Genomic DNA, 25,889 nt, shown 5'->3' with positions numbered 1-25,889 from the left:
TCGATGCGCGATCTGCTCGAACATCGGCGCCTGGTCATCACGATCACGCTGCTTTACCTGTCACAGGGAATCCCGATCGGCATTGCGATGGACGCGATGCCGACCCTGCTGCGCCACGACGGCGCGCCGCTTCACGCACTGGCGTTCCTGCCGCTCGTCGGTTTGCCGTGGGTCGTGAAATTCCTGTGGGCGCCCGTCGTCGACAACCGCTGGTCGCCGCGCATCGGCCGGCGGCGCAGCTGGATGCTGCCGATGCAGGCGCTCGTCGTGCTGTGCCTCGGCAGCCTAGCGCAGATCGGCATGACGGTCGCGACGGCCGGGTGGGCGGTCGGCCTGCTGGCCGTCGCGTCGCTGGCGAGCGCGACGCAGGACATCGCGAACGACGGAATGGCCGCCGAGCACTTCAGCGGCGACACGCTCGCGAAGATCAACGCGATCCAGATCGCGGGCGTGATGATCGGCTTCTTCGGCGGCGGCGCCGGCACGTTGACGCTGATCGGCCTGTTCGGCCAGCGCGCCGCGTTTCTCGCGCTGGCCGCCGTGCCACTCGCGAGCCTCGCGTGCGTGCTGTGGGTGCTGCCGCGCGATGCGGATCGCGCACGTGTGCAAGCCGAGCACAACGCGAGCCTCGTGCGCTTCGCAAAGCGGCCGCGTTCGTGGTCGCTGCTGTCGCTCGCGCTGCTGTCGGCGATGACGGCCGTATCGGGCTTCGGTCTGTCGAAACTGTTTCTCAACGACGCGGGCTGGACGCTCGACGCGATCGGGAAGCTCGGGATGGCCGGCGGCGTCGTGACGGTCGTGCTCGGTTGCGGCGGCGGCGCGTGGCTGGTCCGGCGGCTCGGGTTGTGGCCTGCATTTACGGCCGGCGTGAGCTGTGCGGGCGCGGCCGCGCTGCTGTGGTTTGCGCAGGCGAGCGGATGGCTGCCGGTGTCGTCGTCGTGGGCATGGCTGTGCACGGTGCTCGGTTCGCTCGCGACCGGGATCACGTCGGTGTCGATCATGACGGCCGGCATGCGCTTCGCGGGCGGCAGCGATCAGGCCGGCACCGACGTGACGGCCGTGCAGAGCACGCGCGATCTCGGCGAGCTGATCGCGTCGTCGACGATCTTGTCGCTTACCGCGAAGGTGGGTTATACGGGCGGGTTTCTCGCCGGTGTGGCGCTGGCGGTGCTGGCCGCGTTGATCGCGATGCGGTTGCGGCGGAGGGAGGCCGCGTATGCGGTGAAGGGGGAGGATGTGCTGGCGTCGTGAGTGACGTGGCGTGCGTACGATTCCGGCTGTCCAGGCGGCAGTCGGGAGCGCGTGCGAATTCGCAGCATGGCGGTGCCCGGTTGCGGCTTGATGTGGGAATCGGAAACAGTGGTGCGCGATTGCGCGGGATGATCGTCGATCGTTGCCGGAATGCGGATGTCGCATGTCGCGCAACGATGAGAGAAGAAATCCTGGTGCCGACGGCGAGACTCGAACTCGCACAGCTTTCGCCACTACCCCCTCAAGATAGCGTGTCTACCAATTTCACCACGTCGGCACTGCAAGGGGCGCAATTCTAGCGCGACGTTGCGCGTTTGTGAAGGGGGTGTGACACATTGAAGGGATGCACGCGGGCGATCCCGGTAGAATTCGGGCGATCGACCCGACGATCGTCGCAACCGCCACCCGCTTTCTCCGCGTGACACACACCCTCGAACAACTGCAGGCCGGGCAGCTCGCCGGCGCCCGGCAACTCAAGCTCGCATGCGGGTTGACGGAATTCCCGCGCGAGATCTTCGATCTTGCCGACACGCTCGAAGTGCTCGACCTGACCGGCAATGCGCTCTCCGCGCTGCCGGACGACCTGCCGCGGCTGCACCGCCTGCGCATCCTGTTCGCGTCCGGCAACCGCTTCACCGCGTTCCCCGGCGTGCTCGGCGCGTGCGGGCAGCTCGACATGATCGGCTTCAAGGCGAACCGGATTCAAACGGTGGCGAGCGGATCGCTGCCGCGCGCGCTGCGCTGGCTGATCCTCACCGACAACGCAATCGACGAACTGCCGGCCGACATCGGCGATTGCTCGCGGCTGCAGAAGCTGATGCTCGCGGGCAACCGGCTGCGCGCGCTGCCTGCGGAAATGGCCGCATGCCGCGCGCTCGAACTGGTGCGCCTGTCCGCGAACCAACTGGACGCACTGCCCGACTGGCTGCTGAGCCTGCCGCGCCTCGCGTGGCTCGCCGCCGCGGGCAACCCGTTCGGCGCCGCGCCGGAAGCCGCAGCATCGGCCGGGCCTGAGGTCGCCGACGTCGACTGGGCATCGCTGGCCTGCGAGCAGAGGCTGGGCGAGGGCGCATCGGGCGTCATTTACCGCGCGCAGTGGTGCGCGGACGGTCATCCGCCGCGCGCGGTCGCGGTCAAGCTGTTCAAGGGCGCGGTGACGAGCGACGGCCTGCCCGATTGCGAAATGGCCGCGTGCCTGCACGCCGGCCGACACCCGAACATGATCCCGGTGATCGGCAGGGTGAGCGGGCATCCGGACGGCACGCACGGCCTCGTGATGGAACTGGTCGATCCCGCGCTCACGAACCTAGCCGGGCCGCCGAGCTTCGCGACCTGCACGCGTGACGTGTATGCGGCCGACGCGAAATTCGCGCCGGTGAAGGCGATGCGGATCGCGCATGGCATTGCGTCGGTCGCGGGCCATCTGCACGCTCGCGGCATCATGCATGGCGACCTGTACGCGCACAACATCCTGCACGATGGCGAAGGCGGTGCGCTGCTCGGGGATTTCGGCGCGGCGTCGCTCTACGATGCGAACGATCGCGCGCGTGCCGCCGCGTTCGAACGACTCGAGGTGCGGGCGTTCGGCCATCTGCTCGGCGAGCTGCTCGAGCGATGCGAGCCGCGCACGTGGGCCGGCCGAAACGCGCTCGATGCGCTCGCGGTGGCGTGCCTGGACGAAGCAATCGATGCGCGGCCGTCGTTCGGCGAGATCGCGGCCGGGCTGGCCGCACACACGCGCTGACGGGCGCGCGTCGGCTTACGCCTGACGCGCAGTCAGCAGCCTGATCCCCAGCCCGACGAACAGCAGCCCGCTGGCGCGCTTGAGCGCACGCACTGCGCGGCTCATGCCGAAGCCGCGATGGAACCGGCGCACGCCGGCCGAATAGACGCTGTGAACGATCACCACCGTGCACGCGATCGTCGCGTACATCACGACGAACTGCAGCGCGAGCGGGCGGTCGTGCACGATGAACTGCGGCATGAACGCCGACAGGAAGATCATCGTCTTCGGATTGCTGCCCGATACGAACAGCGCTTCGCGGAACAGTTTCCCGCGGTCGGGCGCGGCGATTTCCGCTTCCCCGGTCGAAGCGGTGGCCTTGCGGTCGCCACGCAGTTGCCGGACACCGACGAACATCAGGTACGCGGCGCCGACCACCTTCATCGCGACGAACAGCGGCGGCATCGCGGCCAGCACCGCGCCGACGCCGAGCGCGACGAGTACGACGACCACACCCTGCGCGACGAGGTTGCCCGCAATTGTCGCAGCGGTGCCGCGCGTGCCGTAGCGCACCGTGTTGCGGATGACGAGCAGCACGTTGGGCCCCGGCGACAACGTCGTGGCGAGATAGGCTGCGGCAAACAGCATCCAGGTCTGAATGGACATGCGGCGCTCCGAGAGGCGGTTCCGGCGGTCGGGATGAAGCGATGGTGCCACGCCAATAATGGGCGCAGGCTCGCGCCGGAACCGCGCCATCGCGGCGCGTCAGCTTGCGTCGCGCATGCAGTACGCCGGGATCGACGGCGGCGTATCGATCGCGGCGGGCCGCGTCATCCACGCGATCCACCCGGCCCATAACCCGCAGGCGATCATCACGGCGACGTTCAGCGGCGTCCGGTAGCGGACGATCAGGTCGGCCAGCGGCAGGCGATGTTTCATGTGCATCTCCTTCGATCGGGGGCGGTGGACGTTACTGGCCGGCGTAGGTCGGCGCCTTGGCGTCGCAGGTCACGGACACTGTCGAACCGTCCGCGAAATGCAGCCGGAACGGCACCTTCGCGCCGGGCGCGACGGCCTGGCACGGCTGCTCCAGCATCACGTGATAGCTCTTCGGCTTGAAGGTCACGGTACCGTGCGCGGGCACTTCGACGGCATCGACGTGAACCATCTTCGCGGTGCTGCCGCTCGTTTGCGTTTCATGCAGCATCGCCATCCCGTATGCGGGCGAGTCGAGGCCCGTCAGCGTGACGGGCGCGTCGCCGTCGTTCTTCAGCGTGAAGTAGCCGGACGACGGCACGGTTGCCGGCATCGCGCGGATCCAGCAGTTTTCAGCCTGCACGGCCGGTGCGGCGAACGTGGCGGGGGCTTGCAGCGCCAGCAGTGCGAACAGCAGGCCGGTCGGAATCGAGCGCTTCATGGTTGGTTTTCCTTATGGGTAGATGCGGCGGGTAAGGGGGCGACACGGCCGGCGCGGAACGCCGATGCGCGTCGCGAACATCATTTCAGCGTGAACGCGTAGCGGCCTTGGGTGCGATGACCGTCGCTGGCCACCGCGATCCACGCGACCGAGTACGTGCCGGCCGTCAGATTGGTCAGTGCGACCTGCATGCGCTTCCGGTTGCCTGCATCGACGGACGATTTCCCGTCGACGACCGATTGCCCGTGGCTGTCGTTGACGGCGATCGAACTGAAAGCGGGCTCGAGCGCTTCGCTGAAGCCGATCGTGACCGCGTGCGGCGCGACCGAAAGCGTGGCGTTGGCGGCGGGTTCCTGCGTTTTCGGGACCGCGTGGGCGTGGGCGGCCTGAAGGACGACGAAGCCGAGCGCGGCGAGCGCGCCGCGAATGAAAGAGTGCGTATTCATGGTCGAGTGTGCGGGTGGCGAATCGGATGGAACAACACGGATTCGACGGACGGATGCACGCGTATCCTCGCAGCAGCACCGCTGGCGGCTGGCGTCGGCGCGAACGTGCGCGGCCGGACGTTCGCCCGCGAGCGAATGTCGGCGCGACCGTACGAACCGGAAGCAGCCAACCGCATGCACGGCACGACGCCGCGCGCATGACGGTGACACATGATCGTCCTTCGAATCGTGACATGTCGCGCACGCCGGCGGCGTGCGCGGACCGCGCGATGCTTTATGGCATCACGGGCATTGACGACGCATCAGGACGCGATCGGCGGGGCGCGCGGCTGCGCGGCCGAGAGCGGCAGCGCGCGGCGCAGGCTTTCGAAGCGGGTCGCTTCGCGGTGCTGAATGACGTGCACGTTGGCCGCGAACGTCAGTTCCGGCGCGGGCAGTGCCGGTGTGTGAGCAAGCAGGCTGCAGTAGCCGCATGCCTGAAGGTGGGCCGTCAGGCTCTTCTGCGACGGATCGGTGGAGCGCTCACCGGTGGTCGGCGCGGCCGTACAGTAGCCGGCCAGCAGCGTATCGACGCGCTGCTGCGTCGTCAGTGCCTGCGAGATCGTCGGCGCGAGCGCCGTCATCAGGATGGCGAGCATCCCGATCAGACTGCCGATTTTCCGGAGGCGACGACTCAGCATGCGATGTGCGGCGACGTACAGGCGACGATGGAGCGGATTATGCCACGCACGTCGGTGTGCATGTCGGCACGGACGTGCGGCGTGTCGGCGCGCTACGCGTGCTTTGCCAGGTATTTGGTGATCAACGTCATCTGCGCGGCCCAGCCGTGGTCGTTCATCTCGCGCGCCTTCGCGCGGCGCGCTTCGATCAACTGGTCGAAGCCGGTTTCGGTGACCGTGAGCAGCGTGCCGCCGGCCTGTGCGGCGAGCGTGAACGTGACGAGCGTCATCGGCTCGGTCGAGTAATCGACATTCGGATCGATCGCGAACGGATGCCAGCGAAACGAGAACAGTTGCTTCGGCTCGACGCGGTCGACGACGATTTCGAACACAGTGCCCGCGTAGGGCTCCTGTGCCTTGGCGACGTCGTCGTCGACGCGTGTCGGCGTGATGCGGCCGAACAGCGGCTGGCCGGCCGCGAACGGCCCGTCGAACGTGACGCCGAACCACTGGCCGAATTCGCCGGAATTGCTGACGGCTTCCCACACGCGGTCGGGCGATGCGTTGAGTTGGGCCTGTTTTTCGATGCGATCGGTTTGCTGGGTCATGACGTTCTCCACTCAGGATCAACCTTTGCTGGACGGCATGCGCGTGCGCGCACCGCGTCTAGTCGAGCATGACCGCGTCGGGCACGTCGAGCACGAGGTCCGACGTCGCGACGGCCACGCACGGCAGCGTATAGCCGTCGGCCTTTTCCTCGCGGCTCAGCCCCGGCCATTCGATCGTGTAGCGTACGCGTCCGCTGACGATCCGGCAAAGGCAGCTTCGGCACGTGCCGTTGCGGCACGAGCGCGGCAGCGACACGTGCGCGAACGCGGCGGCTTCGAGCAGCGTCAGCGAATCTGGCGCATCGAAGGTCGCGCCGAGCGGCTCGATGCGCACGAGGGGAGGGTGTTCCGGATCGGTCATGGCGGAGGCAGAGGCTGGCGGCGGTTCGGCGGCAACGCGCCAAGCATACCCGAACGTGCTGGCGGCCGGCGCCGGCCGGCCGCTGGCGTCAATGCCGGCGCAGGTGCCGATACACGGTATTGCGGGCGAGACCGAGCTCGCGTGCGGCCGCCGACACGTTGCCGCCGTGCCGTGCGAGCGCGGCATCGATCACCGCGGCCTGATGGCTTTGCAACGTCGTTCCTTCGCGCGTGCCGGCCGGTGCGGCCGGCATTGCGGTGGCCGCCGCCGGTGCTTCGTCGCAATCGAGCCAGAAATCGTCGGGCAAATGGGCGAGCGTGATTTCCGCTTCGTCTTCGGCGAGCATGCCGGCCGTGCGCAGCACGTTGGTCATCTGGCGCAGGTTGCCGGGCCAGCGGTGGCGCGTGAATGCGTCGAGCACGTCGGCCGCGATGCGGCGCGGCATCGGTTCGCTGCGCGCGAGCCGCGCGAGAATCCGCTCGACGAGTGCGGGCAGGTCGGTGCGTGCGGCGAGCGCCGGCAGCGTGACCGCGAGCCCGTTGATCCGGTAGAAGAGGTCTTCGCGGAACGTGCCTTCCGCGATCATCGCGCGCAGGTCGCGATGGGTCGCGCAGACTACACGCACGTCGACCGGCACCGCGCGTGCGCCGCCGAGCGGCATCACCGCGCGCTCCTGCAGCACGCGCATCAGCCTGACTTGCTGCGCGAGCGGCATGTCGCCGATTTCGTCGAGAAACAGCGTGCCGCCGTCGGCCTGCACGATCTTGCCGGGGCTGCCGCGCTTGCGTGCGCCGGTGAATGCGCCGTCTTCGTAGCCGAACAGTTCGGCCTCGATCAGCGAATCGGGCAGCGCCGCGCAGTTGACCGCGACGAACGGGCCGTCCGCGCGCGGCGATGCCTGGTGCAGGGCGCGGGCGAGCCATTCCTTGCCGGTGCCGGTCTGGCCGAGGATCAGCAGCGGCAGGTCGCGCCCGCGGATCTTCGCGACGCGCTCGAGCACGGCGGCCATGCGTGCGTCGCCCGTGTCGAGCGTCGCGAACGTGATCGTGTCGGGGTCCGGCGTGCGCACCCGTGCGGCGGGCGCGGGCGGCGTGACGGCGACGGTGGTCTTGTGTGCTTCCGCGAATTCGCAGCGCGCCAGCACGCGTACGCCGGTCGACAGCGTGAGGCGGAACAGCGCACCGGGCGCGCGTGCCGCCTGCTGCGCGAGCTGGCCGAAGCGCATGCCGAACAGCGCGTCGCTGGCCTGATGCTGCAGTGCGTCGAACGAGGCGCCGAGCTGGAATTGTGCGCTGCGGTTCGCGGCGATCAGCCCGCCGTCGGCGCCGAAGGCGACGAGCCCGGCGAACAGCGAATCGACGCATTCGTCGTGTGCATGAAAGCGCAGCCGCAACGCTTCCGCGCACTGGTTGGCGAACAGGTGGTTCTCGATCAGTTGCGCGGACATCCGCACGAGCGCGAGCGTATGCGGGCTCGAGCCGCGCGGATCGCCGCTGACGTCGAGCGTGCCGAGCGTGCGGCCGAACGGGTCGAAGATCGGTGCGCACGAGCAGGTGAGGATGTGATTGGCGCGCAGGAAGTGTTCGGACCCATGCACGGCGACGGCCTGGCCCGATGCGAGCGCGGTGCCGATTGCGTTGGTGCCGCGTGCGCCTTCCGCCCACGACACGCCGGTACACAGCGCGACGCGGTTGGCTTTCTCGATGAAGTCCGGGTCGCCGATGCTGTGCAGGATCACGCCGTCGGCGTCGGTCAGCAGCACGAGGCTTTGCGTGTCGGCGATCTGCGCGTGGAGGTTCTCCATCACCGGGCGCGCGTGCGAGAACAGGGCGTGATTCGTGTCGAGCAGTTCGCGCAGCGCGACGCGCGACAGCGGCGAGAAATCCGGGCGTTCGTGCGCACGCAGGCCGACCGCGGTCGAACGCGCATGCGCCTGCGCGAGCAGGTCGGTGCGACCCGTGGTGGCGGGCAGCACGAAGGGTTGCGGCATGACTTGTCTCCTGTCGGTCCCAGTTAGCGCTTTAGCGCTTACTGGGACCCCATGCTTCGCGGTCGGTCCCAGTTAGCGCTTTAGCGCTTACTGATGTCCCATGCTCCTCGAAATCGGCCGGTCCGGTACACACAAACGCACTGAAATCCTCTACGGATTCCCGCCTTCGCGTGCGGCGCACCATCGGTGTGCGACCGGCAACCATCCGGGTACGCATCATCATACAAGCGCCGCGTACGAAGCGCGACCGCGAACAAAATCCCCTTGCTTTTAAATGCCCGCCTGCAATGATGGAAATGGAGCACGCACGCGCCGTGTTCCGCAATGCAACATGCATGCGACGCGACATGCATCCGTTCGGGAGACGCATCATGGTTCGGACGGAACTGAGAGTCGTGCTGGCGGCCATCGCCACATTCATCATGCTGGGCGGCATCGCCGTGGCGATCCACGGGCTGCTGTTCGATCTGACCGATGCGGTGCGATACGGGGCGGCCGCGATTGCGGTGGGTGCCACGACGGCTGCCATCGCGCTCAACGTCTGGCCGAACGACCCTCACTGACGCCGGTTTTGGAAACGGTGCCGGATGCCGCGCTGATCAGACGAATGCGCGTCGGAACGACGCACGCCGGAAAATTTGTCTCCTGCGCGAAACCGTCTAAAGTGGAAATCAACCGGCATGCGTTGTCCGCGCCTATCCCCGCGGGCGGTGCCTCCGCCGGCGAGCCCGCGTACACTTCGTCCGGCCGGTAGCGGACGACGGACGCGGTCATTCGTTTTCTACCGGTCGAGGCGGCTCCCATGCAGATCCATTTCACGAACGAGAAGCCCGAGTATTCGGGGCGCGACCTGATGCTTGCGTTCACGGCGTTGGTCAATGGCGAGCGCGTCCAATGTCAGATCACCGCCGAGGCGCTGGAAGATCACTTCGGCGCGGCGTCGCCGCGCTTCGAGGACATGGTCGGCGCATTCGACCAGCACCGCGACCGTATCGAGGCGGCTGCACGGCGCCTGCTGTCGGAGACACGCGCGCAGTGCGTGACGCTGCGCAGTGGCTACGTCCGCTTCTACGAGGCCAACTGGCGCGGATGACACGACGTTCGTCTTGCGTCGCGCGTCGCTGAGCGCTGCGCACGCGAAGACGTTGCCTTCATGCGATGCCGTTCGGCGGGGCCGGGCGGCATTTTCGTATGCGGGCCGTACCGGGTGGCCCGAGCGTCGGTGTGTTCGTGCGTGCCGGTTCGTCAGGATCGCAGAAGAATCATGCAAAAACGGAAACGCCACCCGAAGGTGGCGTTCTTTCATCGTGCTTCCTGTATCGCGCCGAAGCGCCGCCGTCACTCGCTGCCGAGGTAGAAGAAGCGGAACAGGAACACGGCTGCGATGAGCCACACGATCGGCTTGACCGAGCGGCCCTGGCCCGTCAGCAGCTTGAGGCCGCCGTAAGCGATGAAGCCGAATGCCACGCCGTTCGCGATCGAGTACGTGAACGGCATCAGCAGTGCGGTCAGCGCGGCCGGCACGGCTTCCGTAGCGTCGTCCCACGGCACCTCGACCATCTCGCGCAGCATCAGGCACGACACGTACAGCAGTGCCGGCGCCGTCGCGTAGGCCGGCACGACGCCGGCGAGCGGCGCGATGAACAGGCACGCGAGGAACAGCACCGCGACGGTGATGGCCGTCACGCCCGTGCGGCCGCCGGCCTGCACGCCGGACGCGCTTTCGATATACGCGGTGGTCGACGACGTGCCGAGCACCGAGCCCGCGACGATCGCCGTGCTGTCGGCGAGCAGTGCCTTGTTCAGGCGGTTCATCTTGCCTTCGACGAGCAGGCCCGCGCGGTTCGCGACGCCCATCAGCGTGCCCGTCGCGTCGAACAGCTCGACGAGGAAGAACACGAGGATCACGTTGATGATGCCGGTCGACAGCGCGGCGCGGATGTCGAGCTTGAACAGCGTCGCGTCGATCGACGGCGGCGCGGAGAACACGCCGTGGAACTGGTTGTCACCGAAGAAGAACGACAGGACCGTGACGCCGATGATGCCGATCAGGATCGCACCGCGCACGCGCAGGTGGTCGAGCGTGACGATCGTGAAGAAGCCGACGATCGCGAGGATCGTGTCGTGCTTGTGCAGGTCGCCCAGCGTGACGAGCGTGGCCGGGTTGCCGACGATCACGCCCGACGTCTTCAGCGAGATGATGCCGAGGAACAGGCCGATGCCCGCGGTGATCGAGATCCGCAGCGATTTCGGAATGCCGTTGACGATCGCCTCGCGTACGCGGAACAGCGTGACGAGCAGGAACAGGCAGCCGGAGATGAACACCGCGCCGAGCGCGGCCTGCCACGTGAAGCCCATCCCCTTGACGACCGTGTACGCGAAATACGCGTTCAGGCCCATGCCGGGCGCGCACGCGATCGGGTAGTTCGCGTACAGCCCCATGATGAGCGACGCCAGCGCCGCGACGAGGCAGGTCGCGACGAACACGGATTCCTTCGGCATGCCGGCGTCGCCGAGGATCGCGGGGTTGACGAAGATGATGTAGGCCATCGTCAGGAACGTGGTGACGCCCGCGAGTATTTCGGTGCGGAAGTCGGTGCCGGCTTCAGCGAAGCCGAAATACCGCTTGATGGATTCCATGAAGGCGTTTCTCCGGTCGGTTGTCGTGTTGCTTGTTGTGCCGAATTGTTGTAAAGGCAGCGCGGCCGGCTTACTGTAACCAGCCACTATTGCCCGGCTATCGGCGGATTGTAATAGCGCGGATAGCTCGGACGATATAGTTGGAGGGCACGATCGAAAGATCGATCGGCTGCCTGCGCGCGAACGGTCTGGCAGCCCGGCCGCGCGACGAAGGCGCGCATTTTACCGGTTCGGGCGGAACGAGCCGGAACAATTGGCTGAAACGGGAGGAGTTGCGCGAACGATACCGAACGATGCATGCGCAACGGCGTGCAGGACGGCACACGCGGCGTATCACGCGGCGTGGGTACGGGATGATGACATCCGACTGAAACGGAGCGCCCGCACGCTGCACGAACGCGGGGCAGGCAGCGCATGCGCGCGAACGCACGTGCGTGGCCGGTGCGGATGCCCGGCAGCGGCGTGCAGCGGCCATTCGTCAGTCCAGGCGGGTGCAGACATCGGGCTATCGTGCGCCGAAGCCGTCCCGCCCGCAACTGTCATTTCGTGATGCGGGGGCGACTGTGGTTTCTGTGTAAAAGATTGCAAGACCCCATCGCGTAAACCGGCAAGTCTTTCTAGGATAGATACACCGCGCATGCACACGCCGGCCGGAAATTGCCGACGCGGGGGAGTCGCAGTCCGTGCAGGCCTGGCGGTGAAGTGCGGTCAAGGCCGTTGCACGTTCGGGCAGGCACGGCCGGTTGCGATTGCCCGATGCGGGTTCGTCCGTAATCACGGAGGTCAGCATGTTGAACTGGATCAGCCGTTGGGCGATGCGACACGCCCCCACGCCGGAAAAAACCGCTGCGTCGATGCTCGTGACGGCGCGCATGGAACTGTTCGCTGCCGAACAGCGCGTCATCGACGCGAAATTACAAGCGGATTACTGGCGCACACGTGTGTCATTCCTGGAAGAGGTGCAGAAGCAGGGTATCGATCCGTGGGTGACCTCGCAGGCAGCGCAACGTCCCGACCTCGAGTCCACTCCCCGAAGCACGGGCCCGCGTCTCGCCGCCAGCACCTGATGCACCTGCTGCATCCGGTCGCTGCGCACGGCGCGCGATCGCTCGCGGCACGCACCGGCGTGCCGCGTCATTCGATGCGCACCCGCGGCACGTTACGCCGCGGGTGCGTCCGTTTTCGGTCGCGGCCGTTCCGCGTCTCGCGTGCCTGACGGCGCGTCACTCATCCACTCGTTCTCCCTGCCCCGAAGAGCAAACGTTGCACGTGCGCGAGCATGCGCCTGAAGCGCTCGCCGCGACGCACGTATGCAGTCGTGAGCGTTGCTTCGGCCGACCGGTCGGCATCGGTGCCGAGCCAGATGCGCTCGCCACGTGCGATGCGCAGCACGTCGCCGGGCTGCACCCAGTAGTCGTCGACGCACGGTGGGCGCGTGACCCACAGCGCCGCGCCATGCGCGCGGAGTTCCGCGTCCTGCGGCGCGCGCCACGTCAACGTCGTACGCGGTGCGACCGGGAAACGGATCACGACAGTCGGTAATGCGATCGTGCCGGCGCGGCACCGATCGGGGCGGTCAAACAGCGGGCTTGCCTGGTCCATCGTCTTCTCCATTCAGTGAGCCGGACGAATGACGCGCACCAGAACAAAAAGGCCTCATCCGTTTCCGGTGAGGCCTTGTGTGACATGCGGTACTGCTCGACTGCTAACGCACACGCGCCTCCCGTGAACCATTCTTTCGAATGTTCATCGAGTGATGAATCGCGGCGGCGATGAGCGGGTACGTAGGCATGCGAACGAGTTTGTCTGCGTGGAACGACGTTGTCAACGATAATTTTCGGGATAGGCGAGGGTGATGCGTCGACGTGCTCGCCCGCCATGACGTGACGCCGCCGCATACCCGTATCGAGTGCGCAGCGGCACTTTCGTCATGGCCGACTTCGACATCGCTCGCGCAACAAGCTGCGCATGCGCGCGAGCGCACGCTCCAGCCACGCGCCGCGACTCATCGCGTAGGCGGTCGTGATCGATGCTTCGGCCGGGCGGTCGCCGTCGGTGCTCATCCAGATGCGATCGCCGCGCCGCACGCGCAGCACGTCGCCGGTTCGTATCCAGTAATCGTCGACGCTGCCGAGCCGCGTGACCCACAGCATCGCGTCGTGCACGCGGATCTCGGCGTCGTTTTTCGCGCACCATGTCAGCGTCTTGCGCGGCGCGACCGTGAATTGCATCACGACCCGCGGCAATGCGATCGTATCGGTGCGACACCGATCGGGGCAGACAACCAGCCGGCTTGCTTGGTCCATCGTCATCTCCATCCGTTGAGCCGGGCGGGATGACGCGCACCAAAACAAAAAGGCCTCATCCGTTTCCGGCGAGGCCTTGTGACATGCGCAACTGAATCTCGATGCTAACGCACAAGCGCCTCCGGTGATCGCCACGCATGGGCGTTCACTCGGTTTTTATGCGCGATGGCGGCGGGCTTGAGCATAGGCATGCGAACGAGTGTGTCGTGGCGGCGCAGCCATGTCAACGGAAATTTCGAGATACGTGGCGATCACGCGTCGCGTTGCGCGAGCCCGTTCACGAGCAGTTCCGACAGCAGGCCCGTCATCCCTTCCGGGTGCGTGGCCGCGCGGGCCTTGAGCTGTTCGACGAGTTCGGCGTTGAGCTTGCAGGCGAACGGCACGAGGCCCTGTTCCTGGTCGAGCTTGCGCTGCGCGCGGCGGTCGAGCTTGGCTGCGTCGTCGGCACCCTTGCCGAAACGCGCGGAGCTGGACTGCTTCATCGCGTGCGTCAGCTTGAGCGCCTTGTTCTTTTCGAGATCGGTTTTCTTCATGGCCATCGCGGCACCTCCGGGAAATGAAGCCGCGATTGTACGCATTTCGGCGGGCGCCGCCCGCCGAGCCGGCCGGAAACCCGTTCAGGCACCCTTCGTCGTGCCCCAGTTGCCGCCGTGCGCGGCCGCCTGCGCGGCCGGCGAGCGGGCGAGATAGGCGAGCGCCTGTTCGGTCGAGCCTTCGTGGTGCGGCGTATAGCCCGGCTTGAAATAGCGCAGCGCCGCGCCGATCACCTTCCAGAACGACGGCAGGTGCCCGCGCCGCGAGCCTTGCCACCACGCGAGTATGAAACCCGGGTAGCGGCCGGCGGCCGGGTCGCGCCGGTACATGAACTTCGCGCCCGTCGTGATGTAGTGGAGCAGCAGCAGGATCACGAACGCCATGTGCACGCAGCGTTCCGGATAGGTGCCGCCCAGGTGCCGGTAGATGTCGAACGCGACCGTGCGGTGCTCGACTTCCTCGGCGCCGTGCCAGCGCAGCAGATCGACCATCGTCGGGTCGGCTTTTCCTTCGTCGAGCCCGTGCGCGTTGAGCACCCAGTTGCCGAGATAGCCGAAGAAATGCTCGAGCGACGCGATTACCGCGAGCTGCTGGCGCAGCCAGAAACGCGTGTGGCCGATCTTCAGCCCGAGCGGCTGTTCGCCGAGCACACGTGTGAAGAGGCGATTGAGCTTCTGCGTGAACGGCTTCGTGTCGATCCCGTGCCGGTCGTAGTAGTGCTTGAGCACGCCGCCGTGCGAACGCGAATGCACGGCTTCCTGGCGCAGGAAGCCTTCGGCCTCGTCGCGCAGGCGCGCATCGGTGATCAGCGGCAACGCCTTGTTGTACACGCGGCAGAACCACAGCTCGCCTTCCGGGAACAGCAGGTTCAGCGTGTTGATGATGTGCGTGCTGCCCGGGTCGTTCGGCACCCAGGTAATCGGCGTGTCGCTGAAGTCGAACTTCACGTGCCGGGCCTTGATCTTGTGATAGTCGGCGGTATCGGTCATCTGTGTCTCCCTGTGCGGCGTCGTGCGCCGTCAATGCGATGCCATGCTGACGCGGGCGATCATCCGGCCGAGCCACGGCGTGAAGCGGCCGACGAAGCGCATCGCGTGCGCCTCGCCGCCGACCGCGACGACGGGGCGGTTGCGCAGCACGCCGTCGACCATCGCCTGCGCGACGGTTTCGGGTTTCAGGCCGCGCATCTGGTACAGCTTCGTCGCGCGCTTGCGCAGCCGCGCTTCGTCCTGTGCGTTGGCGCCCGCGTATTGCGTCGACGCCATGATTCCCGTTTCCGCGAAGCCGGGGCATACGGCCGTCACGCCAATGCCTTTTTCCGCGAGTTCCGCGCGCATGCATTCGCTGAGCATCAGCACGGCGGCCTTCGTCGTCGCATACGCGGGCAGGTCGCGCGACGGCCCGAACGCGGCGGCCGAGGCGGTGTTGACGATGTGCCCGCCGGTGCCGCGCGCGGCCATCTGCTGCGCGAACAGCCGCGAGCCGTGGATCACACCCCACAGGTTCACGTGCAGGATGCGCTCCCAGTGCCGCGTGCTCGTGTCGAGGATGCCGCCGGCCATGCCGATGCCCGCGTTGTTGATCACGACGTCCGCGCCGCCGAGTTCGCTGCCGACCCACGTCGCGAGCGCTTCCATTTCGTCGGCGGACCCGACGTCGACCCGCTTCGCGTGCGCTTGCGCACCGGTGAGCCCGATCAGCAGCGTGGTGCGTTCGGCGCTCGCGAGATCGATGTCGCACGCGACGATCGTCGCGCCTTCGCGGGCGAACGCGAGCGCCGCGCAGCGGCCGATGCCGCTGCCCGCGCCCGTCACCACCGCGACCTTGCCGCTGAAGCGGCCGCTCGTGGCGCGGCGGCGCGCATTCGCGAGCGCGGGCGGTTCGTTGCCCGATTCGACCGCGTCGATCAGTTGCCCGGCGAGCTCCGCGAAGCGCGTCGGATCGGCGAGCGGCAGCCAGTGGCCGGCCGCGACTTCACGGCGGTAGTACTGCGGCACCCAGCGCGACAGGTTCTCGGACAGCGCCGGGCTCACGTATTTGTCGCCGAGCGGCACGATGGTCTGCACCGGCGCATGCGCGTAGCGTTCGCGCGGCGCGAACAGGCAGCGGATGAAGTTCGCGCGATAGAGGCGCACGCCGCGCGCGCCGTCGTCGGCCTGCGTCGGGCGCGGCGTGGCGGGCGTTTTCTCGAGCCGGCGCAGCAGGCGCGGCCACGCGCGGCCGAGCCACAACCGCCAGCCGAGCTCGGGGATGAACGGCAGGTGGAACAGGTACACGTACCACGACCGCACGAGCTGGCCGCCGAGCTTGCCGAGCGACCCGGGTGTCGGGCGCAGCACGCGTTCGCGCAGCCAGAAGCCGACGTGGTCGAGGCACGGCCCCGAGCACGACGTGTACGACGCGATCCGGCCGGCGAGGCGCGAATCGGTGACGAATTCCCAGCCCTGGATCGAGCCCCAGTCGTGCGCGATCAGGTGCACGGCGCGGCCGGGGCAGAGCGCGTCGATGACCGCGACGAAGTCGTCGGTCAGCTTCGCGAGGTGGTAGTCGGCCGTGCGCTTCGGCACGCCGGACAGGCCCGCGCCGCGCACGTCGTACGCGATCACGTAGTGCTTGCGCGCGAGCAGCGGCGCGACGTGCTGCCAGACGCTGCTGTCGTCGGGGTAGCCGTGCACGAGCACGACCGGCGAGCGGGCCGGGTCGCCCCAGGTCTTGACCGCGAGCGTCAGGTCGCCGGAGGCGACCGCCGTTTCGCTATGAACCGATTCGAACAGGGCCAGCGGCGCTTCGTCGGAAAGAGGCTGCATCGTGAGTCCGTCGTTCAGGGAGTCGGGAGGAAGGGCGCGTTCGGGTCAGGCGGCGGCCGGCACGGTCGCGACGGCCTGCTTCCGCGCGGCCTGGCGGCGCTGCCAGCGGCGCACGTGCGGCAGGTCCTCGTCGAGCCAGTACGCGTCGTCTTCGGTGATGACGAGCAGCTCTTCGAATTTCGCGCCGACGCCGGCGAAGCCGAGATGCGGCTCGACGGCCCACAGGCCCGGCACTGGCGCGTGCTCGGAGCGGCGGTCGATCGACCACAGCGGCGACCAGCCTTGCTGTTTCGCCGCGCGGCCCTGGTCGAGCAGCAGGTTGCGCGTCGCGTTCAGCCCGAAGCGCGCGACGAAGCGCGGTTTCGACAGCTTGTGGATCTTCGCGACGCGATGCGCGAGCACCTTGAACGGATACGCCTTGTGGCGCGGCTCGACACCCTGGCGGCGGCACAGCGCGTCGACCTCCTGCGCGACCTCGGCCATCGGCCGGCGCGCCTTCACGAGCCGCACGATCATGTCGCGGTGGTCCATCAGGTCGTCCTGCAACTGTTCGAGGATCGGGTTGTGGCCGAGGCAGTGCGCGTAGCCGACATCGGCGACGATGCCGTCGAGCACCGGCGCGACGTCGAGGATCACCGGCATGTCGGTCTCGAGCTGGCGGTTGCTCGGGAAGAACGCGAGATTGAAGCCGCCCATGTGCTTGAGGCCCGAGAAGCCCTCGAATGCGGTGCGGTCGCCGAACCACGCGAACGGCTTGTGCAGCCAGTCGTGCACGCCGTTGTCCTGCAGCCATTCGGTCAGCAGGCGCGCCGCTTCCTTTTCGGTGATGCCGGGGTAGAGCATCGCGCCGACGGTTTCGACGCAGCGGTATGCCAGCTGCTGGACCGCACGGAATTGCGGCAACTCGTCGAGGTGGATTTCCGGCAGCGGGTGGTGGTCGGCCATGATGCGTCTCCGTTTGGGGGGCTGATCCGGAAAGCGCCCGCCGGCGTCACCGTCGCGGATTATTCGGTCAGCATTTAATGTGTCATTGAGTAATGTAACGATCATAGACGGTTCGGCATGGCGCGCCAGCCCCCGGAGGTGAGGATTTGTCCTAATGAAGGGCCGAAATGGAGCGGAAACTCTAGATTTCCGGAAGTTGCGCCGAAGGGCCCTCAGCGCACTCGTCTGAATCGGGGATGCCGGCCGGGGATCGCCGCGAGCGGTCTGCCGGCGCCGGCCCAGAGGGCCGCGCGTGAGGCCGCCGTGCGACTGCCCGACATGTCGCGCCGGATCAACTCCCCGTCGCGTCACGACGTGACGCTGTCAAATTGCCGAAATAATTTCGTCACATCATTCGCCCCCGGTTCGGAGCTGTCCCGATTTCGCCGCGCCGATCAGCGGCCGGTGCGCGGTGAGCCGTGCGGGATAGCGACTGAAACCGATTCGACATTTCCAGGGAGAGAGACCATGCAGCGCCGCCGTTTCATGAATACCCTTGCCGCGGCGACCGCCGCGACGTCGCTGATGCTCAAGGCCGGCACGGCCGGCGCGAAGAGCACAGCCGTGCCGGATGCGCTGGACCCGGGCCGCTGGTCGCCGTTCAACGCCGCGCGCCTGCAGGCGGTGCTCGACCAGCACGGCGTCGCGAGCGCGCGCTACGACGAAAAGCGCCGCCCGTACGCGGTGTTCGACTGGGACAACACGTGCATCATGAACGACTGCGAAGAGGCGCTGCTGATGTACCAGATCAACCATCTGCAGTACAAGCTGACGCCGGCCGAATTCGTCGACGTGATGTGGAAGGACGTGCCGAAGGGCGCCTTCATGAAGGACTATGCGACGGTGGACGGCAAGCCGGTGACGATGGAAGACCTCGCGGCGGACATCGAATCCGACTATCGCTGGCTCTACGCGAACTACCAGGGATTCGGCGGCGACAAGAGCCTCGACGAGATTCGCGAGACCGATCAGTTCAAGGATTTCCGCGCGAAGCTGTACTTCATGTACGACGCGATCTGCGATACGCATCCGCTCGAGATCGGTTACAAGTGGATCATCTATTTCTACAAGAACATGACGACCGCCGAGCTGCAGGCGATGGCGGAAGCGTCGAACAACTACGGCATCGGCGACGCACTGCGCAAGGTCCGCTACGAAAGCCCGAAGACGCTGCCCGGCAAGGCAGGCGTGGTGGCCGACACGCATTTCCACGGCATTCGCATTCATGAGGAAATCCGCGCGGTGATGCACACGCTGCGGGCGAACGGCATCGACGTGTACGTCAGCACGGCATCGCTCGACGACGTCGTGCGTGTGTTCGCCGGCAATCCGAACTATGGCTACGGCGTGCCGCCCGCGAACGTGATCGGCTTGCGTCTCGACATGCGGGACGGCAAGTACACGAGCACGTATCCGGCCGGCTGGCATTTCAACTGGGGGCCCGGCAAGACGGTGGGCATCCGCAACGTCCTCGAGTCGAAGAAGGGTTATGGCCCGCTGCTGGTGTTCGGCGACAGCGACGGCGACGCGTGGATGCTGCGCGACTTCAAGGACACCGCGGCCGGTGTGATCGTCAACCGGATGAAGAAGGGCGAGATCGGCGCGGACAGCAAACTCGCGGCCGAACAGATCGGGAAGTCGGACGCGCGCTTCCTGCTGCAGGGCCGCGACGAGCACACGGGCCTGATGATCCCGGACGAGAAGTCGATCAAGTACGGCAAGACCGAGCGCAAGCTGCTGGCTTGACGCGCGCCGGGCGCTGCGCCGTTGCGGCCCGGCGCCTATCGGAATCGACAGCCGCGCCGCGCGGGCCGGAAACGGGCGTCTCAGCGCTCGCGCGGCGAGCCCGACCGCTCCAGCAACGCCCCCAGCAGATCGACCGGCAGCGGAAACGGCAGTTCGCCTTCCGCATGAGAGGCAGGGATCGGCGCGGCGTGCACGGACGGTTGATCGCGGGTGGGCGGGGCGCTGAATCCGGGGATGGATGGAACAGGAACGAGGCCCGGTAATAAAAAAGGACGCTTGCGCGTCCTTTTGCCGTCTGGCGTGTTGCGCATCGTCGAGAGGCGTCCCCAGCGTTTTCATCGACGATGCTAGCGAAGTATCGACGGGTTGTCAAAAGGCCTCGTGCCGAAAACGGCGCAGCTCGTTGCCTCCGCCCTGAATTCACTGCCACGCCGGCGTCGAATGCCAATCGGGCGTGAAGCCGAGATGCGTCGCCGGGTCCACGTGCTCACACCCCGTCAACGTCGCTCGCAAGGTGTCGCGCCATTCGCCGCCATGACCGAGCGGGTCGAGCAGGGCCTTCATCATCGTCGCACGGGCGTAGAACGTCTCCGGCCGGGTCATTTCCGGGGCATAACGGACAAGATTTCGCCCGGCCGGCTTGGCGGGAGGCGATACCGTCAGCTTCATTCCCCAGAGCCTCGCGTGATGTGCACATGCATTGCGTAAGTCGGTGAGCGATTGCAGCCAGCTGGTGAGCACCGTATCAGGGATGTCCGGCCACACGTGGCGCCCGGCGACCTTGCGGTCGCGAGTCGAGAGTGCACTGAAGATGCGGGACAACGCGCCGAGGCTCAACCGCTCGCAGACCAGCCAGATTGGCGGCAGGTCGGGACTGGCGTAGGTTCGGTAGTAGTGAGTCAGTGCCGAGCCTTTCCGCGTTTCGCATTCCCGTGCAATTTGATCCAGGACGCGCGCGTAGTGGCGCAGGTCGACGAAACGGTCCCGCTCGACATACCAGTGGCTGCCGTAGTCGACGGCGAGGGGATTGCTCAGCGCAGCGCGCAATGCAACTTCGATGCGCTCGACCGCGTCCATCGTGACCGAGCGCAGACGTCGATCGAATGCGTAGAGTTCAACGATGTCGGAGAATCGGGTTCGAGGCCAGAACCGCTTGGTGGCGGGGTTCTGAAACCGTCGCATGTAGACCAGCAGCCGGAAGTGGCCGATCGACCGAAGCATTCGCAGATTCGCGGGACGGTCGTCGATGCGCAGGCCGCGATGCCACAGTCGATGCAGTGTTTCCTCGGCACTGAGGGCCACCTTGCCGTAAGCCCTGGTCGGCGTCGCCGATACTGTCTTCCTTGTTCGAGTCTTGCCCATCGTCGATCCGTACTGCCATGCATGCGGATCTCGTTGTATACGCCAACGGAGCGTGGCCTGCCATCTTCCATACCATTTGGCCGATGAGGTTGCGCCGGTCGCTATCGCGCCTGTAGTCCCTCGCCCGGCGGGCCCTGGCGTATCCGAATGCCTGCCTTACCCCTCCCGCTTCCCCCCCAACCGCTCCAGCAACGCCCCCAGCAGATCGACCGGCAGCGGAAACACGATCGTCGAGTTCTTGTCCGCGGCGATCGTCGTCAGCGTCTGCAGGTAGCGCAGCTGCATCGCCTGCGGCTGCAGCGCGAGCCGTTGCGCGGCCTGCAGCAGTTTCTCCGACGCCTGCAATTCGCCTTCCGCATGAATCACCTTCGCGCGCCGCTCGCGCTCGGCCTCGGCCTGCCGCGCGATCGCGCGGATCATCGTCTCGTTCAGGTCGACGTGCTTGATCTCGACCGTCGACACCTTGATCCCCCATGCATCCGTCTGCGCGTCGAGCGTTTTCTGGATGTCGGCGTTCAACTGCTCGCGCTCGGCGAGCAGCGCGTCGAGTTCGTGCTTGCCGAGCACCGCGCGCAGCGTCGTCTGCGCGAGCTGGCTCGTCGCCTCGAAGAAGCGCGCCACCTGGATCACGGCCTTCTCCGGGTCGACCACGCGGAAATACACGACCGCATTGACCTTCACCGACACGTTGTCGCGCGTGATCACGTCCTGCGCGGGCACGTCGAACACGACGGTGCGCAGGTCGATCCGCACGACCTGCTGGACGATCGGGATGATCAGCACGAGTCCCGGCCCCTTCACTTTCCAGAACCGGCCGAGCATGAACACGACACCGCGCTCGTACTCGCGGAAGATGCGGATCGACGACGCGACGAGCACCACGACGAAGACGATCAGGATGCTGCTGAAGCCGAACGTGAAACCGATCATGAAGGTTCTCCCTGGTGTTGTTCTCGATGTGGTTCCTGCCCCGGCACGTCGTAGAGCGGGGCGACCGTGAGCAGCAGCCCGTGGCGGCCGGTGACGCGCACGCGGCAACCGGCGGCAAGCGGCGCGCTGCTTGCCACGCGCCAGCGCTCGCCGCGCACGCGTGCCCAGCCGGCGGCGGACGGCGCAGTGCCGGCCGCGCCATGCGGCTGGTCGGCCTGCAGCCCGTCGTCGAGCACTTCGCCGATGCTGCCGACCATCGCCTCGGCGCCCGTCACGACCGGGCGGCGGCGCGCGCGCAGCGCGACGCCCGATACACCCGCGACCAGCAGCCCGCCGCCGAGCGCGAGGCTCGCGATCACGGGCCACGGGATTCCGTAGCCGGGCACTTCGGTGTCGATCAGCATCAGCGCGCCGATCGTGAACGACACGATCCCGCCGAAGCCGAGCACGCCGAAGGTCGGCAGGAACGCCTCGGCGACCAGGCAGCCGAGACCGAGCAGCACGAGGCCGAGGCCCGCATAGCTGATCGGCAGCAACTGCATCGCGAACAGCCCGACGAGCAGGCAGATCGTGCCGGCGACGCCCGGCAGCACGAAACCGGGGTTCGCGAATTCGAAAAAGAGGCCGTAGATGCCGATCGTCAGCAGGATCAGCGCGACGTTCGGGTCGGCAATGATCGCCAGGAAACGGCTGCGCCAGTCGGGCTCGACCACGACGAGCGGCGCATGCGCGGTCGCGAGCCGCACCGTGCCGGCGGTGGTCGTCACCGTGTGGCCGTCGAGCTGGCGAGCGAGGTCGGCGGGATCCTGCGCGATCAGGTCGACCACGTGCTGCGCACGCGCCTCGTTCGCCGACAGGCTCACGGCCTCGCGTACCGCGCGCTCGGCCCATTCGGCATTGCGCCCGCGCAACTGCGCGAGGCCGCGGATATACGCGGAGGCGTCCTGCATCGCCTTGCGGATCTCGGTCGATTGGGTATCGGTCGGCAGGGCGGCCGCCGTAGCCGCATCGGACGCCCCTGACGCGCCCGAGGTGCCGGCCGGCGCGTGCGGTGCCGCGGGGTTCCCGCCCGGCGGCGCCGCGCCGCCGATGCCGAACTGCACGGGCGACGCCGCGCCGAGATTGGTGCCGGGCGCCATCGCCGCGAAGTGGCTCGCATAGACGATGTAGGTGCCCGCGCTCGCGGCCCGCGCGCCCCCGGCGCGACGAACGCGGCGACCGGCACCGGCGAGCCGAGGATCGCCTTGATGATTTGCCGCATCGACGTGTCGAGACCGCCGGGCGTATCGAGTTGCAGGATCGCGAGCGGCGCGTGCTCGCGGGCGGCGCGATCGAGCGAGCGCACGATGAAGTCGGCGCTGGCCGGGCCGATCGCGCCGTTGACGGGGATCACGATGACCGGCCGCGCGGCGGGTGCGTCGGCGGGCGGCGGCGCGGCGACCGCGGCGCACACGACGAGCAGCGCCGCGAACAGCGCGGCGCGCGCGACCCGCGCGGAGAGCGGATGACGGGGCGGCCGTCGGGCGCGGCAGGCGCCGGCGGCGGCTCATGACGGTGAAAGAGCATCGGGGCGTCCAGGCGGCGCGCGGCCGCGCGCCGTCCGGCTCGCGGAAAGGGCGTGGGCCCGATGCTTAAAGATTAGGCGGTTTCTGCGGAAAGCGCGAAACCGCGGCCGTGCCGGCCGGATTCAGACCGCGCCGCCGCCGCGCGCGAGCACTTCGTCGCGATAGTCGGCCGGGCTGCGCCCGCTCCATTTGCGGAACGCGCGGTAGAACGCGCTGGGCTCCGCGAAACCGGTCGCCGCAGCAACATCGGCGATCGTGCGCGCGGGGTCGGCCAGCGCCTCGAACGCAAGATCGCGCCGCAGCGTGTCCTTGATCGACTGGTAGGCCTGGCCTTCCTGGTGCAGCTTGCGGCGCAGCGTGGCCTCGGCCACGTGCAGCCGCGCGGCCATCCCGCCGGCACCCGGCCAGGCCGCCGGCGGCATTCCGCGCAGCACCGCCCGCACGCGCTGCGCGAGCGCGTTCGGGTTGCGGTACTTGACGATGAAGCTCGCTGGCGCGTTGCGCAGGAACGTCTTCAGCGTCTTCGCGTTCTGCACGACCGGCAGCGTCGCGAATTCGGGATCGAAATCGACATACGAATCCGGCTCGTTGAAGCGCATGTCGTCACAGAACATCGACGGATATTCGTGGTCGGCGGGCGGTGTGTCGCAGCGGAAGCTCGCATGCAGCAGCGGGATGCGCCGCCCGATCAGCCAGCAGGTGAGCCCGTAGACGATGATGAAATAGGTCGCGTACGTGAACATCGCGGGCGTCGCACCGTTGTTGCGGTGCACGAAGCGCAGCCGCACGCGCTGCGGATTCGCGTCGAGTTCCGCATGCAGGTCGTCGAGCACGCAGTGCATGAAATTCACCGCGCGCGCCATCGCGTGCAGCCCGTCGCGCGCGGACAGCGCCGACTGGCTCATCGCGATGAAGCTGCCGCTGCGCATCGGGTGGCGATCCTGCCCGAAAAACTCGTCGTCGAGCGTGCGCGCGATCGCGTTCCACAGCGCGCCGTATTGTTGCGCGGACACCCGTGCGCGCGGCTGCCCGAGCAGCGCGGGCGCGATGCCGGCCTGCGCGAGCAACGGTTCGGCCGCGACGCCGCGCCGCGTGGCCAGCGCGACGCTGTAAGCGACGAGGCTGATCGCGACGGTTCCCTTGTCTTCCTGCTTCATCCGTGCCGCCGGTGTGGCAAAAACGCTCAGTGTAAATGAGCGACGCGAGCATCGAACAGTCGCGCCTGCTTGCCTACACTTGTTGCATCGAAACGCAAGGACGGTCGCGCCCGGCGGCCGCGGGAGACAGCAGCACCATGGACGAGCTTTACACCGAAGACCAGCGGATGATCCGCGACGCCGCGCGCGCGTTCGCCACCGAGATGCTGGCGCCGAACGCGGCGCAGTGGGACCACGATGCGCACCTGCCCGACGCGATCGTCGCGCAGCTGGGCGAACTCGGCCTGCTCGGGATGATCGTGCCGCAGGAACTGGGCGGCTCGTATACGGACTACGTGGCCTACGCGCTGGCGATGGAAGAGGTCGCCGCCGGCGACGCCGCGTGCGCGACGATGATGAGCGTGCACAACTCGGTCGGCTGCGGGCCGATCCTCGGTTTCGGCACGCCGGCGCAGAAGGATCGCTGGCTGGCCGACATGGCCGCGGGCCGCGTGATCGGCGCGTTCTGCCTGACCGAGCCGCACGCCGGCTCCGAGGCGAACAACCTGCGCACGCGTGCGGAACTGCGCGACGGCAAATGGGTGCTGAACGGCGCGAAGCAGTTCGTGACCAACGGCCAGCGCGCCGGCGTTGCGATCGTTTTTGCCATGACCGACCCGGAAGCCGGCAAGCGCGGCATTTCCGCGTTCCTGGTGCCGACCGACACGCCGGGCTTCATCGTCGGCAAACCCGAGAAGAAGATGGGCATCCGCGCGTCGGATACGTGCCCGATCACGTTCGAGAACTGCGCGATTCCGGAAGAAAACCTGCTCGGCAATCGCGGTGAAGGGCTGAAGATCGCGCTGTCGAACCTCGAAGGCGGCCGCATCGGCATCGCCGCGCAGGCGCTCGGCATCGCGCGCGCCGCATTCGACAAGGCGCGCCGCTATGCGGGCGAGCGCGTGCAGTTCGGCAAGCCGATCGCCGAGCACCAGGCGATCCAGCAGAAGCTCGCCGACATGGCCGTGCAGATCAACGCCGCGCGCCTGCTCGTGCATCACGCGGCGAAGCTGCGCACGGCCGGGCTGCCGTGCCTGTCGGAAGCGTCGCAGGCAAAGCTGTTCGCATCGGAGATGGCCGAGCGCGTGTGCTCGGACGCGATCCAGATCCACGGCGGCTACGGCTACCTGGTCGATTACGAAGTCGAGCGTCACTATCGCGACGCGCGCATCACGCAGATTTACGAAGGCACCAGCGAAGTGCAGCGGATGGTGATCGCGCGGCAGCTTTGAGCCGCGACGATTGCCCCGGCGACGACATCACGCAGGGCACGAGGGCAGCGCGGCGAACGCGGCATGCAACGACGTGACCGTGCGCCGCAACAGAGGCAACCGGGCATGCGCTGCAGCACATGCCCGGTTCGA

26 protein-coding genes, 1 tRNA gene and 1 pseudogene are annotated in these 25,889 nt (G+C 67.4%); 7 read left to right on the top strand and 21 right to left on the bottom strand.

What is annotated here, in order from left to right; all coding sequences use genetic code 11:
• Positions 1-3: 3 nt before the first annotated feature.
• The gene (locus tag LXE91_RS21865) at positions 4-1,251 is read left to right on the top strand and encodes a RhtX/FptX family siderophore transporter (protein WP_039366568.1); all 1,248 of its coding nucleotides are present in this window, start codon (positions 4-6) and stop codon (positions 1,249-1,251) included.
• A 192-nt stretch (positions 1,252-1,443) separates the two neighbouring features.
• Here LXE91_RS21865 and LXE91_RS21860 read toward each other — a convergent pair.
• A tRNA-Leu gene (locus LXE91_RS21860) sits at positions 1,444-1,528 on the bottom strand.
• 141 nt (positions 1,529-1,669) lie between these two features.
• Here LXE91_RS21860 and LXE91_RS21855 point away from each other — a divergent pair.
• Positions 1,670-2,995 carry a leucine-rich repeat-containing protein kinase family protein gene (locus LXE91_RS21855; RefSeq protein ID WP_039366570.1) on the top strand — a complete coding sequence of 442 codons (1,326 nt, stop codon included), beginning with the start codon at positions 1,670-1,672 and terminating at the stop codon, positions 2,993-2,995.
• Between the two features lie 15 nt (positions 2,996-3,010).
• Here the strand turns inward: LXE91_RS21855 and LXE91_RS21850 are convergent, their stop codons facing one another.
• The 8 genes from LXE91_RS21850 to LXE91_RS21815 form a co-directional block, all read right to left on the bottom strand.
• Positions 3,011-3,640: a LysE family translocator gene (locus LXE91_RS21850; protein ID WP_039366360.1), complete on the bottom strand. Its 630-nt coding sequence runs from the start codon at positions 3,638-3,640 to the stop codon at positions 3,011-3,013.
• A gap of 99 nt (positions 3,641-3,739) precedes the next feature.
• Complete coding sequence (locus LXE91_RS21845) at positions 3,740-3,913, bottom strand: hypothetical protein (protein WP_171026713.1); 174 nt, start codon at positions 3,911-3,913, stop codon at positions 3,740-3,742.
• A 31-nt stretch (positions 3,914-3,944) separates the two neighbouring features.
• Positions 3,945-4,391 (bottom strand): copper chaperone PCu(A)C, encoded by a 447-nt coding sequence (locus LXE91_RS21840; protein ID WP_039366363.1) that lies wholly within the window; start codon positions 4,389-4,391, stop codon positions 3,945-3,947.
• Positions 4,392-4,471: 80 nt separating this feature from the next.
• Positions 4,472-4,837: a copper homeostasis periplasmic binding protein CopC gene (gene copC, locus LXE91_RS21835; protein ID WP_039366366.1), complete on the bottom strand. Its 366-nt coding sequence runs from the start codon at positions 4,835-4,837 to the stop codon at positions 4,472-4,474.
• A 302-nt stretch (positions 4,838-5,139) separates the two neighbouring features.
• Positions 5,140-5,517: a DUF2946 domain-containing protein gene (locus LXE91_RS21830; RefSeq protein WP_039366372.1), complete on the bottom strand. Its 378-nt coding sequence runs from the start codon at positions 5,515-5,517 to the stop codon at positions 5,140-5,142.
• Between the two features lie 92 nt (positions 5,518-5,609).
• Positions 5,610-6,104 (bottom strand): SRPBCC family protein, encoded by a 495-nt coding sequence (locus LXE91_RS21825; RefSeq protein WP_039366376.1) that lies wholly within the window; start codon positions 6,102-6,104, stop codon positions 5,610-5,612.
• 58 nt (positions 6,105-6,162) lie between these two features.
• On the bottom strand, positions 6,163-6,465 hold the full coding sequence (locus LXE91_RS21820; protein WP_039366379.1) for a 2Fe-2S iron-sulfur cluster-binding protein: 303 nt from the start codon (positions 6,463-6,465) through the stop codon (positions 6,163-6,165).
• A gap of 88 nt (positions 6,466-6,553) precedes the next feature.
• On the bottom strand, positions 6,554-8,455 hold the full coding sequence (locus tag LXE91_RS21815; protein ID WP_039366382.1) for a sigma-54-dependent Fis family transcriptional regulator: 1,902 nt from the start codon (positions 8,453-8,455) through the stop codon (positions 6,554-6,556).
• Positions 8,456-8,742: 287 nt separating this feature from the next.
• Between LXE91_RS21815 and LXE91_RS21810 the strand changes: the two genes are divergently transcribed.
• Together LXE91_RS21810 and LXE91_RS21805 are read left to right on the top strand one after the other, a co-directional pair.
• The gene (locus tag LXE91_RS21810; protein ID WP_232352775.1) at positions 8,743-9,018 is read left to right on the top strand and encodes a DUF2964 domain-containing protein; all 276 of its coding nucleotides are present in this window, start codon (positions 8,743-8,745) and stop codon (positions 9,016-9,018) included.
• A gap of 239 nt (positions 9,019-9,257) precedes the next feature.
• A complete protein-coding gene (locus LXE91_RS21805; RefSeq protein WP_039366385.1) occupies positions 9,258-9,548 on the top strand; it encodes a DUF1488 family protein in 291 nt (96 codons plus the stop codon).
• A 245-nt stretch (positions 9,549-9,793) separates the two neighbouring features.
• Here the strand turns inward: LXE91_RS21805 and LXE91_RS21800 are convergent, their stop codons facing one another.
• Positions 9,794-11,095: an NCS2 family permease gene (locus LXE91_RS21800; RefSeq protein ID WP_039366387.1), complete on the bottom strand. Its 1,302-nt coding sequence runs from the start codon at positions 11,093-11,095 to the stop codon at positions 9,794-9,796.
• Positions 11,096-11,883: 788 nt separating this feature from the next.
• Between LXE91_RS21800 and LXE91_RS21795 the strand changes: the two genes are divergently transcribed.
• Positions 11,884-12,162 carry a hypothetical protein gene (locus LXE91_RS21795; RefSeq protein WP_011354312.1) on the top strand — a complete coding sequence of 93 codons (279 nt, stop codon included), beginning with the start codon at positions 11,884-11,886 and terminating at the stop codon, positions 12,160-12,162.
• A gap of 160 nt (positions 12,163-12,322) precedes the next feature.
• Here LXE91_RS21795 and LXE91_RS21790 read toward each other — a convergent pair whose 3' ends face one another.
• The 6 genes from LXE91_RS21790 to LXE91_RS21765 all read right to left on the bottom strand — a co-directional run bounded on the left by LXE91_RS21790 (position 12,323) and on the right by LXE91_RS21765 (position 17,687).
• Positions 12,323-12,697 carry a DUF2917 domain-containing protein gene (locus LXE91_RS21790; RefSeq protein WP_039366392.1) on the bottom strand — a complete coding sequence of 125 codons (375 nt, stop codon included), beginning with the start codon at positions 12,695-12,697 and terminating at the stop codon, positions 12,323-12,325.
• 326 nt (positions 12,698-13,023) lie between these two features.
• Entirely contained in the window at positions 13,024-13,401 is a 378-nt protein-coding gene (locus LXE91_RS21785; protein WP_039366394.1) for a DUF2917 domain-containing protein, read from the bottom strand.
• Between the two features lie 251 nt (positions 13,402-13,652).
• The gene (locus LXE91_RS21780; RefSeq protein WP_039366397.1) at positions 13,653-13,940 is read right to left on the bottom strand and encodes a hypothetical protein; all 288 of its coding nucleotides are present in this window, start codon (positions 13,938-13,940) and stop codon (positions 13,653-13,655) included.
• Positions 13,941-14,018: 78 nt separating this feature from the next.
• Positions 14,019-14,924, bottom strand: a complete 906-nt coding sequence (locus LXE91_RS21775; protein WP_039366400.1) for a metal-dependent hydrolase — start codon at positions 14,922-14,924, stop codon at positions 14,019-14,021.
• 30 nt (positions 14,925-14,954) lie between these two features.
• Entirely contained in the window at positions 14,955-16,742 is a 1,788-nt protein-coding gene (locus LXE91_RS21770) for an SDR family oxidoreductase (RefSeq protein WP_039366404.1), read from the bottom strand.
• Positions 16,743-16,787: 45 nt separating this feature from the next.
• A complete protein-coding gene (locus LXE91_RS21765; protein ID WP_039366407.1) occupies positions 16,788-17,687 on the bottom strand; it encodes a M24 family metallopeptidase in 900 nt (299 codons plus the stop codon).
• Positions 17,688-18,194: 507 nt separating this feature from the next.
• Here LXE91_RS21765 and LXE91_RS21760 point away from each other — a divergent pair.
• On the top strand, positions 18,195-19,472 hold the full coding sequence (locus LXE91_RS21760; RefSeq protein WP_039366410.1) for an HAD family hydrolase: 1,278 nt from the start codon (positions 18,195-18,197) through the stop codon (positions 19,470-19,472).
• Positions 19,473-19,552: 80 nt separating this feature from the next.
• On the opposite strand, the gene LXE91_RS21755 is transcribed toward LXE91_RS21760, so the two are convergent.
• The 5 genes and pseudogenes from LXE91_RS21755 to LXE91_RS21735 form a co-directional block, all read right to left on the bottom strand.
• The gene (locus LXE91_RS21755; protein ID WP_135370705.1) at positions 19,553-19,783 is read right to left on the bottom strand and encodes a hypothetical protein; all 231 of its coding nucleotides are present in this window, start codon (positions 19,781-19,783) and stop codon (positions 19,553-19,555) included.
• Between the two features lie 109 nt (positions 19,784-19,892).
• Positions 19,893-20,834, bottom strand: a complete 942-nt coding sequence (locus LXE91_RS21750) for an Abi family protein (RefSeq protein WP_052760197.1) — start codon at positions 20,832-20,834, stop codon at positions 19,893-19,895.
• Between the two features lie 156 nt (positions 20,835-20,990).
• On the bottom strand, positions 20,991-21,764 hold the full coding sequence (locus LXE91_RS21745) for a slipin family protein (RefSeq protein WP_039366413.1): 774 nt from the start codon (positions 21,762-21,764) through the stop codon (positions 20,991-20,993).
• Positions 21,761-23,330: pseudogene (locus tag LXE91_RS21740) on the bottom strand (NfeD family protein). The gene LXE91_RS21745 and the pseudogene LXE91_RS21740 overlap by 4 nt, the downstream one beginning before the upstream one ends.
• Positions 23,331-23,451: 121 nt before the next feature.
• Positions 23,452-24,486: an AraC family transcriptional regulator gene (locus LXE91_RS21735; protein ID WP_039366419.1), complete on the bottom strand. Its 1,035-nt coding sequence runs from the start codon at positions 24,484-24,486 to the stop codon at positions 23,452-23,454.
• 137 nt (positions 24,487-24,623) lie between these two features.
• On the opposite strand from LXE91_RS21735, the gene LXE91_RS21730 reads away from it, so the two are divergent.
• Positions 24,624-25,757, top strand: a complete 1,134-nt coding sequence (locus tag LXE91_RS21730) for an acyl-CoA dehydrogenase family protein (protein ID WP_023477775.1) — start codon at positions 24,624-24,626, stop codon at positions 25,755-25,757.
• The last annotated feature ends 132 nt before the right edge of the window (positions 25,758-25,889 follow it).

The sequence above is a fragment of the Burkholderia contaminans genome (assembly GCF_029633825.1).
GTDB classification, from domain to species: domain Bacteria; phylum Pseudomonadota; class Gammaproteobacteria; order Burkholderiales; family Burkholderiaceae; genus Burkholderia; species Burkholderia contaminans.
The sequence above is the reverse complement of the archived record's forward strand: the minus strand, read 5'-3'. Positions and strand labels throughout refer to the sequence as shown.

What these genes read in the sequence shown, in the direction of transcription:
- LXE91_RS21865 (WP_039366568.1), top strand. Translation starts at nt 4, where the DNA reads ATGCGCGATCTGCTCGAACATCGGCGCCTGGTCATCACGATCACGCTG.
- LXE91_RS21805 (WP_039366385.1), top strand. Translation starts at nt 9,258, where the DNA reads ATGCAGATCCATTTCACGAACGAGAAGCCCGAGTATTCGGGGCGCGAC.
- LXE91_RS21830 (WP_039366372.1), bottom strand. Translation starts at nt 5,517, where the DNA reads ATGCTGAGTCGTCGCCTCCGGAAAATCGGCAGTCTGATCGGGATGCTC.
- LXE91_RS21790 (WP_039366392.1), bottom strand. Translation starts at nt 12,697, where the DNA reads ATGGACCAGGCAAGCCCGCTGTTTGACCGCCCCGATCGGTGCCGCGCC.
- LXE91_RS21815 (WP_039366382.1), bottom strand. Translation starts at nt 8,455, where the DNA reads ATGCCGCAACCCTTCGTGCTGCCCGCCACCACGGGTCGCACCGACCTG.
- LXE91_RS21795 (WP_011354312.1), top strand. Translation starts at nt 11,884, where the DNA reads ATGTTGAACTGGATCAGCCGTTGGGCGATGCGACACGCCCCCACGCCG.
- copC (WP_039366366.1), bottom strand. Translation starts at nt 4,837, where the DNA reads ATGAATACGCACTCTTTCATTCGCGGCGCGCTCGCCGCGCTCGGCTTC.
- LXE91_RS21850 (WP_039366360.1), bottom strand. Translation starts at nt 3,640, where the DNA reads ATGTCCATTCAGACCTGGATGCTGTTTGCCGCAGCCTATCTCGCCACG.
- LXE91_RS21820 (WP_039366379.1), bottom strand. Translation starts at nt 6,465, where the DNA reads ATGACCGATCCGGAACACCCTCCCCTCGTGCGCATCGAGCCGCTCGGC.
- LXE91_RS21780 (WP_039366397.1), bottom strand. Translation starts at nt 13,940, where the DNA reads ATGGCCATGAAGAAAACCGATCTCGAAAAGAACAAGGCGCTCAAGCTG.
- LXE91_RS21735 (WP_039366419.1), bottom strand. Translation starts at nt 24,486, where the DNA reads ATGAAGCAGGAAGACAAGGGAACCGTCGCGATCAGCCTCGTCGCTTAC.
- LXE91_RS21745 (WP_039366413.1), bottom strand. Translation starts at nt 21,764, where the DNA reads ATGATCGGTTTCACGTTCGGCTTCAGCAGCATCCTGATCGTCTTCGTC.
- LXE91_RS21755 (WP_135370705.1), bottom strand. Translation starts at nt 19,783, where the DNA reads ATGCGCAACACGCCAGACGGCAAAAGGACGCGCAAGCGTCCTTTTTTA.
- LXE91_RS21800 (WP_039366387.1), bottom strand. Translation starts at nt 11,095, where the DNA reads ATGGAATCCATCAAGCGGTATTTCGGCTTCGCTGAAGCCGGCACCGAC.
- LXE91_RS21765 (WP_039366407.1), bottom strand. Translation starts at nt 17,687, where the DNA reads ATGGCCGACCACCACCCGCTGCCGGAAATCCACCTCGACGAGTTGCCG.
- LXE91_RS21730 (WP_023477775.1), top strand. Translation starts at nt 24,624, where the DNA reads ATGGACGAGCTTTACACCGAAGACCAGCGGATGATCCGCGACGCCGCG.
- LXE91_RS21840 (WP_039366363.1), bottom strand. Translation starts at nt 4,391, where the DNA reads ATGAAGCGCTCGATTCCGACCGGCCTGCTGTTCGCACTGCTGGCGCTG.
- LXE91_RS21770 (WP_039366404.1), bottom strand. Translation starts at nt 16,742, where the DNA reads ATGCAGCCTCTTTCCGACGAAGCGCCGCTGGCCCTGTTCGAATCGGTT.
- LXE91_RS21775 (WP_039366400.1), bottom strand. Translation starts at nt 14,924, where the DNA reads ATGACCGATACCGCCGACTATCACAAGATCAAGGCCCGGCACGTGAAG.
- LXE91_RS21845 (WP_171026713.1), bottom strand. Translation starts at nt 3,913, where the DNA reads ATGAAACATCGCCTGCCGCTGGCCGACCTGATCGTCCGCTACCGGACG.
- LXE91_RS21825 (WP_039366376.1), bottom strand. Translation starts at nt 6,104, where the DNA reads ATGACCCAGCAAACCGATCGCATCGAAAAACAGGCCCAACTCAACGCA.
- LXE91_RS21750 (WP_052760197.1), bottom strand. Translation starts at nt 20,834, where the DNA reads ATGGGCAAGACTCGAACAAGGAAGACAGTATCGGCGACGCCGACCAGG.
- LXE91_RS21785 (WP_039366394.1), bottom strand. Translation starts at nt 13,401, where the DNA reads ATGGACCAAGCAAGCCGGCTGGTTGTCTGCCCCGATCGGTGTCGCACC.
- LXE91_RS21760 (WP_039366410.1), top strand. Translation starts at nt 18,195, where the DNA reads ATGCAGCGCCGCCGTTTCATGAATACCCTTGCCGCGGCGACCGCCGCG.
- LXE91_RS21810 (WP_232352775.1), top strand. Translation starts at nt 8,743, where the DNA reads ATGATGGAAATGGAGCACGCACGCGCCGTGTTCCGCAATGCAACATGC.